At 43.9% G+C, this 17,187-nt stretch carries 12 protein-coding genes and 1 pseudogene; 5 read left to right on the forward strand and 8 right to left on the reverse strand.

What is annotated here, in order from left to right:
- Positions 1 to 42: 42 nt before the first annotated feature.
- The 7 genes and pseudogenes from D0T56_RS01130 to D0T56_RS01160 form a co-directional block, all read right to left on the reverse strand.
- Complete coding sequence (locus tag D0T56_RS01130) at positions 43 to 1,851, reverse strand: reverse transcriptase/maturase family protein (protein WP_163318299.1); 1,809 nt, start codon at positions 1,849 to 1,851, stop codon at positions 43 to 45.
- Positions 1,852 to 2,487: 636 nt separating this feature from the next.
- Positions 2,488 to 4,575: pseudogene (locus D0T56_RS01135) on the reverse strand (TraG family conjugative transposon ATPase); the annotation flags it as partial.
- Positions 4,568 to 4,903 (reverse strand): DUF4133 domain-containing protein, encoded by a 336-nt coding sequence (locus D0T56_RS01140; RefSeq protein WP_163209506.1) that lies wholly within the window; start codon positions 4,901 to 4,903, stop codon positions 4,568 to 4,570. The pseudogene D0T56_RS01135 and the gene D0T56_RS01140, both read right to left, overlap by 8 nt.
- Positions 4,904 to 4,927: 24 nt before the next feature.
- Positions 4,928 to 5,230, reverse strand: a complete 303-nt coding sequence (locus D0T56_RS01145) for a DUF4134 domain-containing protein (RefSeq protein ID WP_032853573.1) — start codon at positions 5,228 to 5,230, stop codon at positions 4,928 to 4,930.
- A 147-nt stretch (positions 5,231 to 5,377) separates the two neighbouring features.
- Entirely contained in the window at positions 5,378 to 6,118 is a 741-nt protein-coding gene (locus tag D0T56_RS01150) for a hypothetical protein (RefSeq protein WP_163318300.1), read from the reverse strand.
- 11 nt (positions 6,119 to 6,129) lie between these two features.
- Positions 6,130 to 6,552: a DUF3408 domain-containing protein gene (locus D0T56_RS01155; RefSeq protein ID WP_163318301.1), complete on the reverse strand. Its 423-nt coding sequence runs from the start codon at positions 6,550 to 6,552 to the stop codon at positions 6,130 to 6,132.
- Between the two features lie 3 nt (positions 6,553 to 6,555).
- Positions 6,556 to 7,329: a ParA family protein gene (locus tag D0T56_RS01160; RefSeq protein WP_163318302.1), complete on the reverse strand. Its 774-nt coding sequence runs from the start codon at positions 7,327 to 7,329 to the stop codon at positions 6,556 to 6,558.
- Positions 7,330 to 8,059: 730 nt separating this feature from the next.
- Between D0T56_RS01160 and mobA the strand changes: the two genes are divergently transcribed.
- From mobA to mobC, 3 genes are read left to right on the forward strand one after another with little or no spacing between them, the layout of a single operon-like run.
- Complete coding sequence (mobA, locus tag D0T56_RS01165) at positions 8,060 to 8,491, forward strand: conjugal transfer protein MobA (RefSeq protein WP_163318303.1); 432 nt, start codon at positions 8,060 to 8,062, stop codon at positions 8,489 to 8,491.
- A 3-nt stretch (positions 8,492 to 8,494) separates the two neighbouring features.
- A complete protein-coding gene (gene mobB / locus D0T56_RS01170) occupies positions 8,495 to 9,763 on the forward strand; it encodes a conjugal transfer protein MobB (protein WP_163318304.1) in 1,269 nt (422 codons plus the stop codon).
- Between the two features lie 34 nt (positions 9,764 to 9,797).
- Complete coding sequence (mobC, locus tag D0T56_RS01175; protein ID WP_163318305.1) at positions 9,798 to 11,807, forward strand: conjugal transfer protein MobC; 2,010 nt, start codon at positions 9,798 to 9,800, stop codon at positions 11,805 to 11,807.
- Between the two features lie 38 nt (positions 11,808 to 11,845).
- Here the strand turns inward: mobC and D0T56_RS01180 are convergent, their stop codons facing one another.
- A complete protein-coding gene (locus D0T56_RS01180; protein ID WP_163318306.1) occupies positions 11,846 to 13,102 on the reverse strand; it encodes a hypothetical protein in 1,257 nt (418 codons plus the stop codon).
- Positions 13,103 to 13,365: 263 nt separating this feature from the next.
- Between D0T56_RS01180 and D0T56_RS01185 the strand changes: the two genes are divergently transcribed.
- Positions 13,366 to 14,931, forward strand: coding sequence for a DUF3945 domain-containing protein (locus tag D0T56_RS01185; protein ID WP_163318307.1), 1,566 nt, complete (start codon positions 13,366 to 13,368; stop codon positions 14,929 to 14,931).
- Positions 14,932 to 14,966: 35 nt separating this feature from the next.
- Entirely contained in the window at positions 14,967 to 17,075 is a 2,109-nt protein-coding gene (locus D0T56_RS01190; RefSeq protein ID WP_163318308.1) for a type IA DNA topoisomerase, read from the forward strand.
- Positions 17,076 to 17,187 lie beyond the last annotated feature (112 nt).

Here is a 17,187-nt window from a genome sequence, read left to right on the forward strand (position 1 = left end):
GGACTTACACCTCTCAGCGTATCCGGCTCTCCACTAATTCCCTCAGTCTATCTTCCCTAAATGAATACATTGATGACAACTTTCACATACGGCAATAGTCTTTCGTTTTCGTGCAATCATATGACGTTCCCAACTTTTCTTGCCTTCAAGGTTTTTGAGTTTACGTACATGATGCATGACCAGTCTGCCTTCTGTTCCACACAACTCACACTTTTCTGCTTTCAGTCTGGCTATTAAACTGGTACGTCCAGCATCACAGATAGAATTTGGTTGATTGTCAATCTTTTTGTCATTCGAAGGGTCTTTCCTTTTAAAACCCTCGTTATAGAAATGTCGCTGTTTTACACCACTTTTCGTTTGGTACTTCACGATAAATAGCTTGTTCTTTCTATATTTCTTATTGATTTTTCTAACAGAACTTTTGTATTTACCTGCGAAGGTTTTATACATGCTATATTCCATGATGTATTTGAAATTGTGCAATATGGAGCAATTGTTTGCCAATGAATAATAATTGTAAAATCCTCTTATTTCCCGATTATATCTATCGAGTATTTCGAGGTCGTCATTAAAGATGAGCCCTGAACGACATTTGGGTTTCCAAACCTCTTTTCCGTTATGATATCTGAGTTCTATTACTCCATATTCAAAAAGTTTCTTCCTGATAATTTCTGTACTGACTTTCAGATACAATCTTTTATTGGAGCTCCTTCTTAGACGCCCCCTTTTATCTCTTCGTGGTGTATGAGATTTACGTACAAGAACTTCATATCCAAGAAATTTTGCTTCTTTTTCTGTGTGGGTAATGAGTGTTTTCTCATTCGATAGCTCCAGTTTTAGCTTTCCATTGAGGAAGTTCTTAATATCTTCCTTGATTATTTTAGCATCTTCTTTACTACCGATTACCCCAATCAGAAAATCATCAGCATATCTCACATATTTTATTCTCTTGAAATTTTCATCCATCTCATCTCCACTAGAGTAAAGGATTCTGGTTTTCTCATTGGCTCTAATCATCGCTATGATTTTTGCTCTTTCAGCTTCATTCTCCACTTTTGGGAGTTTTCGTCTTAGCCGTTTCATTTCGTTTTCAAAATCCATACACTCTCTTGTAGGTTTCCGTTTTGCTCCCTTGTCAAATTTTCGAGTATATTCTTTCATATACTTGTCCAGCTTATCCAAATAGATATTTGCCAAAATCGGACTTATAATACCTCCTTGTGGTGTTCCACTAAACGTTTTATGAAATGTCCAGTTTTCAATATATCCTGCGTTCAGGAATTTTCTGATTAAGCGGATAAAACGCTCATCTTTGATACGTTCCTGTAAAGTTTTAATAAGCACATCATGGTCAATATTATCGAAGAAGCCTTTTATATCTCCTTCAACAAACCATTTTGCACCACTAAACTCTTTCTGCACTTGGGCTAATGCAGTGTGGCAACTTCGTTTGGGACGAAAACCATGTGAGGTATATTCAAAAGTGCCCTCATAAATGGCTTCCAGTACCATTCTTACAACTTCCTGTATTAGCTTGTCGTTAATCGCAGGTACACCAAGCGGACGTGTTTTCCCATTCTTCTTGGGAATATTTACCCTCTTTGATGGTTGCGGCTGATAAGATTCATCCTTTAATGAATATATCAGTTTATTAATCTGAGACAGGCTCATTCCATCGATGGTTTGCCCATCAGAACCTGGTGTCATATTGCCCGGTTTTGCATAAATGCGTTGATAGGCAACATAATACATCTCTTCATTGAACAGAATCCTATAGAGCCGACTGAACTTGTAATTCAAGTTACGGCTATGCTCTGATAGACTGTTTAATACTTTTTCCGGACTTCTCATAATGTCTCTCACATTTTCCAAATTAGTACTAAAACGTTAATTAGCTGTCTCCCTTCGCCATGCAGTTTTACCTGCTTGTACAAGGCTTTCCCTTGCTCGGACTACTACGGAGACTCCGTTACCACTCCAGATTTTCAGAGATCTGCACCTCATAGCCTTACAACTGGCACTCTGGTATAGGTAATCCCCATTTGCGACTCGATAACATATTCTGAAGTTCAGAATATTTGTGGCTTGATAGATTGTCGGATATGACTTCCGTCCTTTATTGCTTATTGCAATTGTTCCGTGATACGTTCCTGCTCTTACTATACCTGTACACTAGTAAGAGTATCACAGTATGACGAGTAAGAAATTATCTGAAATTCAAATAACTTCTCATAGTTATCTTACGTCATAGCCTGAAAGTGGGACAACTCGGACTATCATTCAATCAGTTTGGACTTTATCCTCATATCTATCTTTTCATCTCGCCATTCAGCGGCAACCTGATAACTGGTTGGCTTATGACTTTACCAAGCATGCTACACTCCCTGTCCGGTTAGTTTCCCTTTCAGATCAGCTGGTCGATGATAGGCATTATTTTCAAAGAACACTTCACCTAATCTCTTGCCAATGAGACATTTATTAAGCCACCTTGATGGGCGCACACATATATTTCAGGTATTCAGCCATGTTTGCCGAAGAAAGAGCCTTCCAAGCCTCTTCCACAATCAGTTGTTTACGAACACCTTTTAACCGCCTCATTTTCTGGATAAACGCGTCCATAATGATGATCGTTACCACAGGAAAAAGTTCTTTATTCTCCTTAATACTGTCAATTTCAAAGACGATAAAGCTCTTATTCAATAGGTCGATGTTCTGTTCGGAGTTCAAGAGAAAGTCGAAACGTCCGCCCCGGTAATACTGGCGCAGGGTGGTAAGCATATTGTCGAGGTTAAAATCCTCTTTGCTTACCTTGATTTCCCTTTCTTCCAGTTCCCGGCGGTAGTCGCCCAGCATATATTCGTAGAAAGTATTAAAGGACGGAACGATACTTCGGTCTGCCCTGATGCGCTCGATATACGCCGATACCGCGCTGCCGAGTTCCCCGCTTTCAGTCTTGCTTACCTTATCGTCTTCGGATTTCCACAGGGTCAGAAGCAGCGTTTTGATGCTGTCCTTCTTTTCCACATCGAACTTGTAATCGTCCGTATAGAAAGGATTAAAGCTGATCGGATTTTCCTCTGTGTATGTGAAATAAATCCCGTCCTCACCTTTGGTTTTCCGGCGTACCATTTCGCACAATCCCTGATAGGAATTACCCGTATCGACCAGAACTACGTGCGTTCCTTGTTCCCAATACTGGCGGACGAGGTGGTTCATAAAAAAGGATTTACCGCTACCGGATGGCCCCAACACGAATTTATTTCGGTTGGTGGTTATCCCTTGCTTCATCGGTAAATCCGATATATCCACATGGAGCGGCTTACCGCTCACACGATCGCACATCTTAATACCGAAAGGCGAAAGCGAACTTTTGTAGTTTGTTTCCTCTGTGAAGAAACACAGGGCGGGTTCGATGAACGTATAGAAACTTTCCTCACTCGGAAAATCCCCTGCATTGCCCGGCATAGCCGCCCAATAGAGCGTTGCCGCATCCGTTGTATTATGACGGGGTTTGCATTCCATAAGAGCCAACTGCGAACCGACATCGTTTCGGATATGTTTCAGTTCCTCTGCATCTTCCGACCATGCCATTACATTAAAGTGAGCCCGGACAGAAGTAAGCCCGAACGAATGTGCTTCGTTCAGGTACTTGTCTATCCATTCCTTATTAATTTGATTCCCGCGTGAATAGCGGGATAAGGACTGCATATTGCGGGCAGACTTCTCAAACTTCCGCAGGTTTTCTGCCGAATCGTCCAGAAAAATGTACTGGTTATATACATGGTCGCATGAGAGTAGCAACCCTACGGGTGCTGCAAACGACAATCGGCAGTCGCTCCGGTCGGTGGATAGCTTTTCATAGCGCATATCCGTTCCGACCGTTCCGGGTAAATCCTCCACATCGGAAATCGTATGCAGGCATACTTTCTTTGCTCCGATGCGAAGCCCGTCCGCTCCGAGTTCCATATCCTCTAAATAGGTCGTGTCGTCCAGCGAGAGGGCAAAGTATTTCTCTACCAGTCCGGGTTCACTCTCTGTTCCCGTAATTTCGTCTGATGTTAAACGTGTCAGAGAGATAAATCCCGAATCGTTCACGATGCGCTCGAACTGTCCGACCGCCTCCAGAAACCGGGTAGCCGTATCCTTATTTACCTCTTTGGGTATAATGTTCCCCCGGCAAAGCGATGAGAAATTGCTCTGCATTCTCATTCGCTCTTTAGTCGTTTTTGTCAGGAACAGGAAACAGCTATGGTTCAGGTAGGGACGTTCGTTGAAGTGGCGTTCAAACGAGCGGGACAAAAAGCTCATATCTTCTTTGTCCGTTTCGGGTTTGTAGGTTTCTTTTACGAACCAGTCCTGCTTATGGATAACCGAGTAATCGGGCAAGACCTTGATGGCTTTCGCCCAAGCCGAGTGTATGGCTTCATATTCGACTGCGGTAACTGTGAACAGTTCCGGCAGATCGACACGGAAAGCTACCGTTATATCCGCGTCTTTACTGATGATGCAGCCATGCTCCACCGCCAACAGCGGGAATTTGCTTTCGATGGTAGCCGCTTTCATTACATTACGCATCGCGCACCTCCTTCTTTTTTGGTCGGCTGAACAAGCGGCGGGAATTTTTGCGGTTTATCAGGTAGCGCGGGTGCTGGCGTTTGGCAAGCATTTTCATCAATCCATACTCCCCGTATTTCGCATTCAGGTTGAAAGTCAGCCACACCAAAGCGGAGGCGGCGATAACGCCGAAACCGATGCAGACCCACTGGTCTACACCTGCCATATACATAATCACAAAGACCACGAATACAGCCAATAAACCGCCCGCAAAGATGAAGAGATACTGACTTTTCAAGCCCTTAAATTCCACGCTCTTGCCAATGCCTTTATTAATATTATGCTCCATTTCTTATTGTTTTTTGGAAATGGATTACAAAAAGAAGGAACGAAGGATGGTGGCGGCAACAATCAGGAAGATACACGCGCCGAACCAAGAGGCGGCGGTTTTCGATGTATCGGGGTCGCCCGAAGAGAACTTGTTATAAACTTTGATTCCCCCAATCAAGCCGACAACGGCTCCGATGGCGTAAATCAATTTTGTGCCGGGATCGAAATACGATGTTACCATATTGGTAGCTTCGGTAATACCCCCGATACCGTTACCCTGTGCAAAGGCGGATGATACGGCAGCGAAAATGAAGGCTGCCGACATAAGAATTTTTTTCTTTGTCATACGATTTTTTGATTAATGGTACAGGGGGTGGAATAGTCCCCTGTACCGGAAATGAATAATTGTTTAACTTGATCTTTTAGTGGTGGTCAGCGTAGCTAACCGTAATCCCGTTCTTTCATTTTACTTTGTTTTTTACTGTTATACATCTTACGCAAAGCCGCGTACATTAAAATCTTTCGGTGCTTTTACCGTTGGTTCGTCCGTTTCTCCCGCCTCCCGTTTCTTTCGGTGGAAAGCAGAGAAGTAATCGTCCATAAGTGTGGATACCACTTTCTTTTTCGGTTCATCGCCTGCGACCTGATCGAACATTTCGGTCTTTCGTATCTCGATGAGTACCCGCCCGGCTTCTTCTTTTTCTTCGATTGTTGCGACATCGGCAGTTTCTACCGTCCGCACCATGCCTGCCAATTCATCAAAGCCAAGTCCGAGTGCCATCGAAACCCCGGCAACCCCTTCGGTATCTTCGTCCTCTGTTTCTTCTTCGTCTATATCTTCCGTGTTATATTCCGGCTCAAATTCGGGGGGTGTGTTCTCAATTACTAAATTGATTTCGTTTGAATTTTCGTCCGTCATATTTTCATCGGATAAGACTGTTTCCGATTCAACCAAAGGGGGTGTTACCGGAGCATATTTTTTGTTTTCGTCAGCAAATATAGGCTCATTTTCAATCCGTTTTTCATTATGAATCAGCGTGGTAGCTTCTGTCCGGGATTGTCTAAGGTCAAATTTGCTTTTGCCAATTATATCCTCTTTCGGGGCAGAACGAAACGGATTGAAACTGGGATTTTTCGCTGCATTCTTTTTCTGTTTCTGCATCCGTTCCCGAATCAGGTAAAGGGCGACAACCAATGCGTACAATACGATGGCTGAAATAATATATCTTTCCATAGCTTATTCATTTACAGTAAATCGTCCGGGCGTTGCCGATATACCTCGTTTATTTCTTCCTTATGGAGTTGCAGGTGTTCATTAAGCACCGTATCTATATACCCGCCTACGGAAATATCATTTCCGGCATCGACCAAAGCCCTGACAAGTTTTGTGATAACCGCATGAACATCGTAGCTGATATAGACACATTGCCGTGTCTTGATTTCGTTACGCTTCAAAAAGGTTTCTTTATATCCTGCCTGCCCGCCGCGCTTGCGCTTCGGCGTTTCTTTTTCTTTCGGCTGTTCCGGTAAATTCTCCTGTTCCGGCGGGCTATCTTCCAACGCAGGTTCAGCGGGTTGGATAACCTGCGAATTAGCCCTGTTGTCGGGTTTGGTCTGACCTATGATAAAGTCGGGGTCAAACCCTGATGTATCCACTTTCTTTGCCATAGCTTACCCATTTATCAATTCCAAAAGCTCATCGGTAAGGGCATCTATATTACTACCTTTGACAAGGGATTTATCCGCAGGAAATAATGTTGAACGGAACAGGGCTTTGTGATTGACAGACTGCTCCTTGCGAAAACGTTTGCTGTCGGGGATGAAGGTGTTAAGGGCTATAAACCCCAACTCTTTGATAACTCCTTCGTACACCTCATATAATTCGGATTTTTCCCTGCCATCGACCAGATTCCATAGAAGCCGTATAGCTTTGATATTGGACTTACCCGTGTTCACGATATTGTCCCTTACGACAATCATGTAGTTAAGGGTGCTTTCCATTACCACACGGTCGGCGGCAATCGGAGCAATGATATAATCCATGCTGGCAAGGGCGAGGACTAAATCACGATTGTTCATCGTTCCGGGCAGGTCGAAGAATACAAAGTCATATTCGCCCTGCTCACAAAGCGTATCGGCATCGCTCAACGCTTTTTCCGTACTGCTCTCAATTACGGGATAGGCTTTCTTACCCCCCATACGGGTAAATTGCTCATAAGCCATCCCTTTGTAATACTCGTCCTGTTCCACCATTTTGAAATCGCGTTCCCGCATCTCCGCGATGGAGTGCTGCGGGTAGTCGCAATCCACGATTGCCACATTGAAATCCTTTACATAATGCAGGTAACTTGCGACCAAAACGGTAAGGGTGGTTTTTCCTGCTCCGCCTTTCTGTGTGCTGAATGCTACATACTTCGGCTCTTTTTTACTTACTTCATTTTTCATTGCTCTAAATGTTTTAATTGTTAATTATTTAATTATCCGTACCACTGATTCGGTACTGTTTTATTTCAGTCGATATTCGTTTGTTTGCCTATTGACTGTGATACTATTCTATTGACGGATTGAATCGCCTTGATAGTTTTTTACCTGTTCATTTACTTATTGCAATACATAGCTGGAAAACCAAAAAAGCAAAGCGATATTCATTTACAACAGCACTTATTTACAACAGTACGACAGCACGACAATACAAATTCAAATCTTTGATTTTTTGCCTCTGTAAATTCAGAAATCAATAAGGCTTCAAATCCAAATTTTCGGCAAATAAACGCCTTCTTTTTCATACTTGCACCACATTTTCGAGGGGTGGTAGCTTCTGTCCAGCATTGTCTATACCTGTTGATATACAGCGTATTATTTATTAGACATAACTTTGCAGCGTGAAACGTTGCGGGGTATTCATGCCGATTTTTAAGATAGTTCCGGCACTCAAAAATTGCCCGGCGAAGGCAGTCTTACATCCCGAAAAGTTCGGGACGAAAAGATGCCCCTTGCGGGCAAAATGTATTTGCATTTTGGCAAATAGCAAGATGTGTTGATTGCAGCAAACTTCGTTTTTTGCAGCATCAACCTCTTGCTCTTCCAGAGGGGTTTTTCCTCTCCGAAGTCGGGAAAAATTAAGCCGGCACGAGCCGTCCGCAAACGTTCATATAACCACTAAAAGATTAATGTTATGAACGAAGAAAAAAGAGAACCCCGTAAGCGGGGAAAGGGGGGCAGACCCCCGAAGAACGACCCGGCAAAACATCGGCTGACGGTGAACCTGACGGACACCCAGCACGCCGGATTTCTTGCCATGTTCGAGCAGTCAGGCGTAAGTTCGCTATCAGCTTTTATCTGTGCCCGCATCTTTGGCGATGAGTTCCGGGTAGTAAAAACGGACGCTTCGGCAGTTGAATTTACCGCAAAGCTGACCGCGTTACACAGCCAGTTTCGGAGCGTGGGCGTGAATTACAACCAGATTGTGAAGGAACTGCACAGCAATTTCGGGGAGAAAAAAGCACTCGCTTTGCTCTACAAATTGGAGAAAGCGACCGTAGAACTGGCGGGAATCGGGCGCGAAGTGATGAGCTTGTGTGAACAGTTTAAGGCGAAATACCTCTAAAAAATGGTGGCGAAAATCTCTCACGGAAGCAATCTGTACGGCGCACTTTCCTACAATCAGGAGAAAGTGGACGAGGGTTTGGGTAAGGTTTTGGCGACTAATTTAGTAATCGAACCTACCGATGGAGCGTTCAATGCCTCTGCCTGTATGCAGGATTTTGAGCGGTTTATGCCTTCGCATATCACCACCAAGAAACCTGTTATCCATGTTTCGCTGAACCCGCACCCGGACGATAAGCTGACCGATGAACAGCTTACCGAGATCGGACAAAAGTATATGGAGCGGTTGGGATATGGCTCACAGCCTTACATGATTTTCAAACATGAGGATATAGACCGCCAGCACATTCACATCGTTTCGACCCGTGTCCGTCCTGATGGCTCACTTGTTCCTGACAGCTTCGAGAAAGACCGCAGTAACAAAATCCGGCGGGAGTTGGAAAAGGAATATAACCTGATTCCCGCCAACGGTCAGAAGCAGGGCGAGGCGTGGCGGCTTGCTCCGGTAGACGTTAGCCAGGGGAACTTAAAAAAACAGGTGGCCAACGTTATCAAACCGCTTTCCGGAATGTACCGTTTCCAGACGCTCGGCGAATATCGCGCCCTGCTTTCCTTATATAATGTAGGCGTGGAAGAAATCAAAGGGGAAAACAAGGGCAAGCCTTACCGGGGATTGGTTTATTCGGCATTGGACGGCGAGGGCAACCGTATCGGTAAACCTTTGAAATCTTCCCTGTTCGGTAAAGCTCTCGGTATCGAAACATTGGAAAAGCAGTTTGGCGTATCGAAAGAAACAATCAAAGCGGACGGTGTTACAGCCCGTACCCGCACAGTGGTTTCCGAAACCTTGAACAGTATCCGCACCGAAAGCGAGTTCCGGGCGGCATTACAGAAGAAGGGCATTGACTTGGTACTTCGCCGCAATGATGAAGGGCGTATTTTCGGGGCTACGTTTATCGACCACAACGAACGGGCGGTATTAAACGGTTCGCGTCTGGGTAAGGAGTTTTCAGCGAATGTCCTTAACGAACGGTTTGCAGATGATTCGCCCCGCGAGGATCTGCAAACCTGGCAGCCGAAGCAGTCCGATAATCTGCGACAGGCTGATAAACCCGCCACCGACAAACAACCGCAATTCTCTCAATCAACGATTGATGATGCAGCGGGCAGTTTGCTATCTATCCTTACTCCCGAAGCCGGAGGACAGGATAATACCCAGCCGACCATTAAGCGCAAAAAGAAGAAAAAGCGCAGGTATGGCAGGCAGCTATAAGATTTGAAATAATAACAATTTAATTTTTACGATTATGCAAAATGAAGATGATTTGAGGGGCTTGGCTAAGGTGATGGACTTTATGCGTGCGCTCTCTATATTATTCGTAGTGATAAATGTGTATTGGTTCTGCTATGAGGCAATGCACGAGTGGGGAATCAATATCGGGGTGGTCGATAAAATCTTGATGAATTTTAACCGTACCGCCGGATTATTTACCTCAATCCTGTGGACGAAAATCTTTGCCGTAGTGTTTCTTGCTTTGTCCTGTCTGGGAACAAAGGGCGTGAAAGAGGAAAAGATTACATGGACGAAAATCTATGTATGCCTCGGCATTGGTTTTGTCCTGTTCTTTTTGAACTGGTGGTTATTGTCATTGCCGTTACCTAAAGTAGCCAATGCCGGATTATATATTTTCACCATTTCGATAGGCTACATATTACTCCTGATGGCGGGTACATGGATAAGCCGCTTACTCAAAAACAATATGTTCGATGATGTTTTCAATACGGAAAACGAATCGTTCATGCAGGAAACAAAGTTGATGGTAAACGATTATTCGGTAAATCTGCCTACGAAATTCTGGTATAAAAAGAAGCAGTGGAAAGGGTGGATAAACGTTGTAAATCCATTCCGGGCAGCGATTGTGTTGGGTACTCCGGGTTCGGGTAAATCATACGCCGTTGTAAACCAGTTTATCAAACAGCAGATTGAGAAAGGCTATACAGGCTATATTTACGACTTCAAATTTCCCGACCTCTCTACCATTGCTTATAACCACCTGTTAAACAACCGGGAAGGTTACGAGAAAGCACCGACATTCTATGTAATTAATTTCGATGATCCGAGCCGTTCGCACCGTTGCAATCCGATTAATCCTTCGTTTATGGATGATATTTCGGATGCCTACGAATCGGCATATACGATAATGCTGAATTTGAACCGGACGTGGGTACAGAAGCAGGGTGACTTCTTCGTCGAATCCCCGATTATTCTTTTCGCCGCTATTATCTGGTATTTGCGGATTTATGAGGATGGGAAGTATTGTACTTTTCCCCATGCTATCGAGTTTTTGAACAAAAGTTATGAAGATATTTTTCCGATTCTAACCTCTTATCCCGACCTCGAAAACTACCTTTCTCCCTTTATGGATGCGTGGAAATCTGGGGCTGCCGACCAGCTTCAAGGACAGATTGCGAGTGCGAAAATACCGCTCTCCCGCATGATTAGTCCACAATTATATTGGGTAATGTCGGGCGATGAATTTACGCTGGATATTAATAATCCGGACGACCCTAAAATGTTGGTCGTGGGGAACAATCCCGACCGCCAGAATATATACGGTGCGGCTCTCGGATTGTATAATTCCCGTATTGTGAAGTTGATTAATAAAAAGGGGCAACTCAAATCTTCGGTTATCATTGATGAGTTGCCGACTATTTATTTCAAAGGGTTGGATAACCTGATAGCCACCGCACGGAGCAACAAGGTTGCTGTATTGTTGGGCTTTCAGGACTTTTCGCAGCTAAAGCGCGACTACGGAGATAAAGAAGCTGCCGTAGTAATGAACACCGTAGGTAACATCTTTTCCGGGCAAGTGGTCGGCGATACTGCAAAAACGCTTTCCGACCGTTTTGGGAAAGTATTACAGAAACGCCAGTCCATGACGATAAACCGAAACGATAAATCAACTTCCATTTCTACCCAAATGGATAGTTTGATACCTCCGTCTAAAATCTCCAATCTCACACAGGGTATGTTTGTGGGTGCGGTAGCGGACAACTTCGATGAACGGATAGAACAGAAGATTTTCCATTGTGAAATCGTTGTCGATAACGAGCGTGTTTCCGCTGAAACGAAAGCGTACCGTAAAATACCCGTTATTACCAACTTTGTAGATGAAAACGGCGTGGATCGCATGAAGGAAATGATTAAGGAGAATTACGACCGTATCAAAGCGGAAGCCAAACAGATTGTGGCGGATGAGTTGGAGCGGATTCGCAATGATGAGAACTTGCGGCATTTGTTGCCGAAAGAGGAGTAGAGACAGTTAGTAGGAGTCACTCAAAATTTGGGTGACTCTTATTTTCTAATCCTTTCAAATTCATCTTTTATTGGCTGAAGAAAATTCGTAATTGTACTTTCTTGGAACTGGCTTTTTAATATAGACATAACATATCCCACATCATCAATTTTTTCACTATCAAAACAATAAGATTGGAAATGCAAATTGCTGTCTAACATATAAAAGCAAAGTAATTCGGATGTTCTATATTTTGCTCTATCATTAGAGTTCATTTTTAGAATTTCCCTATAATCATTACTTTCATTGGCGTATTTTAGCATTTCGGTTACATAAAAAATAGACTTGATTTTATCTGATTCAATTCTCTTTGCAATATCATTTATAGTCCTATACATTGTCGTTTTTATGGAAGCATGAAATGATTTCAACGCAAAAGTTTCATCCTCATACACAATCATAAAAGTTGGCATTAATGTTTTCTGCATAGAAAATACGACTATATGCATCGTGATAAAATCGTCAAATGCATTCCTTTTTTCATTACTGTCTTTACTGAGGAAGTTACAAAACCCAGACAAAGGCATCCTTATAGAAAGGTCAGGCATCATAACTTCCATCCTTGATCCTTTTTCAAAATGATCCTTTTGAGGATAATAAGCAAAGTCTTCGATGAATAACATATTCTTGGGAACCTGATAAAAGTTCATCTTATCTATTTTCTGTTCTAACTGATCGCATAATCTACATTCTTCGTTTATTGCTTCTCTCATACTTGATATAAACATTTTCATGTTACTTATGCCTAAGATCAAATCATCATATAATTCTTTGTTCTGACCTTTTTCGTAGAACGAAAATTCCACAGAGAAAAAAACTTCTACTGGATTAATGTCAATAAAAAGACTTCTCAGAGAGTCAATGATGGTTGAATATTCCACATCATTTTCAATAGTGAAAACATATTCAGGTAGAGCAATTGATGTTTGAGGAGAGTATAAAGTTATAGTTATCCTTTTTTCTAAATTGAAAGGATGCTGTTTCAGAACTTCATTTCTTTTTTCTACAAACCATTTACAGGTTTCATTCAAAAGATACTTCGCCCTATTCTCCTCATATATACTCTCATATTCAGTATGGGCTAATGATTTTTGCAAAACAAAAGTTATGTTTCTGTATTCTGAAAAGAAATTATCCAAACAGGATATATTGTCAAAAAAGTTGTTCCCTTTTTGAAATTGCTCCAAACTGTTTAGAGCACTATATAACTTATGCATTGCAGGATATAGTAATCCATTAGCTGTTGTCTGACTCATAATTCCTTATTTACAAATAATCACAAAGATAGGCTATTTCTCTGTTACAGGTATAAAATAACATATCATATTATTCTTTCTCAGTTCTCATCAATTTATACATAGATTGCAAAATCGGAAGGCAAAAACGCCCCGATTTTCAAAACATCCATAGACAACCCCGGACACAAGCATCCACCGTCTTAAATCCTTGCTCTCAATCCATTACTTAGGTTTACTTTCGTTCTGCATTACTATTAATGCAGAATAAATACATATTTATTATGGACGAAAAAAAAGTAAAAAATGAAGAGCCTAAAGTCTTTCTGACACAGGGCGAAGATGGCAAACTAAAAGTCATCGCAGGAGAACAGGACGGCAAGCTAAAAACAGTCGATCCCAAGAAAGAGAACGCCGACCAGTTTATGAAGATTGACACCAACGGCAATGCGTTGGAGAATTTCTTCAAGAAGTTTTCGGCGCAGTTCAGCCACCCATCGCACACGGGTGTGTATGCAGTTGCCGCATCGGCGGTGGATAAGGTCGCGGCTTTCTTCGACAAACTTATCCGTATCGACCACAAAGACAAGGCACTCGACCCGTACCGCGTCAAATTTGACGGTAAGATACGCATAGAGGTAGAGTTTACAGGCAAGTACCAACCTTTAGACCTGAATAAACTCAACTGGAAAGAGGTTGAAAAGTTAGGCGTTTCCGGTGAGAGCTTGCAAGATGCCCTCAAAGCAATGGTTTATGGTCATAAGTCGCCCGGTCTGGTCGATATTAAGCCAGCCGTTGACGGACAGGAATTTCCCATGCAAGCCCGCTTATCGTTGGAACAGCAGCCGGACGGCAGTATCAAAATCGCTACCCATCCCAAACAGGAGCAGCCCGATTTTGAAAAACCGTTTATGGGAGTTGTCTTTACCGAGCAGGATAAAGAGCAGTTCCAAAAGACAGGACACGGCGGGCGTGTGTTCGACCTCGAACCCGTAGCCGGAGGCGAAAAAGTTCCTTCGCTTATCTCCCTTGACAAACTTACCAACCGCTTTGAGGCTATGGCGTTGAAGGATATTTATATTCCGCAGACCTTGAAAAACGCCCCGCTTTCCGATGAACAACAGCAAGGATTGAAAGAGGGTAAAGCCGTTTGGATTGAGGGCATGGATAAGAAAGTTAAACAAGGCGAACAACCCTCAAAGATTGACCGCTTCGTTCAGTACAACGCCGCCAGTAAAAACTTCGACTTTAAGTTCAGCGATGAACAACGCCAGCAGTTTAACCAGGAACGGCGAGCCAAACAGGGCAAGGGGCAGGCGGAAGGTCAGGAACAGAAAATGCCTAAAGCCCGCAAGCTCGGTGAGATTTGGGTTTACTCCAAACAGGGCGGCGTACAACTATCCCGCGAGGATTTTGACAAGCTATGCAACAAAGAACCTGTCTTTGTCAAGGACATGGAATCACAGAAACCCAAACAACAGGCGGATGCTTCGGGAGCGCAAAAGGTGGAAGCTACCGACCAGAAAGGGCAGAAGTACAATGCGTGGGTATGGATTGACGAAAACAGAGGGAAAGTTCGCCATACCACGAAGCACCCCGATCAGGTACGGGCTATCGAAGCAAAACAGGCGGTACAGAATACACAGAACATTAAACCCGCTGCCGAGAGTAAAACACAGGTCGCCGTCAATAACGAAGGTAAGACCAACGAAGCGACCAAGCATTCTACCGAGCCGTTAAAGAAAGGTCAGTCGCAACCTACCGAAAAGCAAGCGGAGAAAAAAGAGCAGAAGCAGGAACAGAAACAATCTCCTGCCGCTCCGAAGAAAGGGAAAGGGCGCAAGATGTAATCCATTATTCAAACCACTAAAAAATCAATGTTAAAATGAAAATTATAATTGCAGAAAAACCGTCTGTGGCTAAGAGTATAGCAGCCATAGTCGGCGCAAACAATAAAAAAGATGGCTATATAGAGGGTAACGGGTATGCCGTTACGTGGGCTTTCGGGCATTTGGTCGGGCTTGCCATGCCGGAGCATTACGGCATCGAGGGCTTTAAGCGTGAGAACCTGCCGATACTCCCGAAAGAATTTAAGCTATTGCCCCGTCAGGTGAAAGAAGGCAAGGAGTATAAGAACGATCCCGGAGTAATGAAACAACTTAAAGTAATCAGGGAGTTGTTCAATCGTGGGGATGAAATTATCGTGGCTACCGATGCCGGACGTGAAGGAGAACTCATATTCCGCTATATATTTGAATATATAGGCAGTTCTCTTCCGTTCCACCGTTTGTGGATAAACTCACTTACCGACCGCGCCATCCGTGATGGTTTCCAAACCCTCCGTCCGGGAAGTGATTACGATAACCTGTATGCTTCAGCAAAAGCCCGCAGTACCGCCGATTGGCTTGTCGGTATTAACGCAAGTCAGGCACTTTCTATCTCCGCAGGGTATGGTGTCTGGTCGCTCGGCAGGGTACAGACACCGACACTGGCGATTATTTGCAGCCGATACCTTGAAAACAAGGATTTCAAACCGCAAACCTATTTCCGCCTGAAACTCCATACGGCGAAAGATGCTGTGGCTTTTCCCGCCCTTTCGGTGGATAAATTCGTTACACGAACCATTGCCGAAGAAGTTACGGCACAGGTCAAAGCTGCCGGAGTGGTTAAGGTTACAGGTGTGGAGCGTAAGGAGGTCAAACAGGAGCTGCCGTTGCTCTATGACCTTACTACACTTCAAAAGGAAGCCAACAGCAAGCATGGTTTTTCGGCGGATAAGACCTTGACGATAGCACAGGCTTTATACGAAGCAAAAAAGATTTCGTACCCACGAACAGGTAGCCGATATATCTCCGAAGACGTACTGGAGGAAATACCGCACCTGATCGCTATGCTTCGTTCGCATCCTCTTTTTGGTGCGTATATTGACAGCAGATTCGATACAACGCTTAATACCCGTTCGGTGGACGACAGTAAAGTAACCGACCACCATGCGCTGATTATTACGGAAGATCCGGCTTCGGGATTATCCAAAGATGAACAGCTTATCTACGATATGGTCGCCGGGCGTATGCTTGAAGCCTTCGGCGAACGTTGCATCAAAGAGAACACCACCGTTTCGCTTGACGTGGGCGGCGTACACTTTTCCTGCAAAGGCAGCGTTACGCTCGTCCCCGGTTGGAGGTCAGTATTTAACTTTAAGGACGAGCCAAACGATGAGGACGATACGACAGTTCTGCCCGCCCTCATAGAAGGTGATAGTCTATCTGTCCGCGATTGCGAGATACAGGAGAAGCAAACCAAGCCCCGCCCGCTTCACACAGAGAGTTCGTTGCTGGCGGCGATGGAGAGCGCTGGTAAAGAGGTAGAGAACGAGGAAGAGCGCGAAGCAATGAAGGATTGCGGTATCGGAACACCCGCTACTCGTGCCGCCATTATTGAAACCCTGTTTTCCCGCGAGTATATCACCCGTGAAAAGAAATCCCTTGTCCCGACTAACAAAGGGCTGGTGGTCTATCTGGCGGTAAAGGACAAGAAAATAGCGGACGTTGCTATGACCGGGCAATGGGAACAAGCCTTGAATAAGATAGCATCGGGCGATATGGAGGCATCGACATTCCATAAAGCAATAGAGGTTTACGCTTCACAAATAACATCCGAATTGTTGGATATGACATTTGAACGACAGGATAACCGCCAGTCATGCCCTTGTCCGAAATGCAAGAGCGGGAATGTGGTTATCTACAATAAACTCGCCAAATGCCAGAATGAAAGCTGCGGGCTTACCGTATGGCGTTCCATTGCTAAAAAGGAACTGACGGACGGGCAACTGACAGACCTTTTGATGAACGGCAAGACCGCCCTTATTAAAGGTTTTGTAAGCAGTAAGACCGGAAGCACTTTCGAGGCTGCAATCAAGTTCGATGCGGAGTATAAAACAGTCTTTGAGTTCCCGCAGAATAAAGGAGGTAGCAAAAGACGACGTTCTAAGTAAAATCTTCATTATCTTTTCATAAGATACTCACGCTCGACAATGCTAAAATGAATTTTGCACTGTTCTCGCTTAATCGTATCTTTGCCACTGAAAGACTTTGTTTTACGATTCG

It is taken from the genome of Dysgonomonas sp. 520, from assembly GCF_010501095.1.
Taxonomy (GTDB): domain Bacteria; phylum Bacteroidota; class Bacteroidia; order Bacteroidales; family Dysgonomonadaceae; genus QVMP01.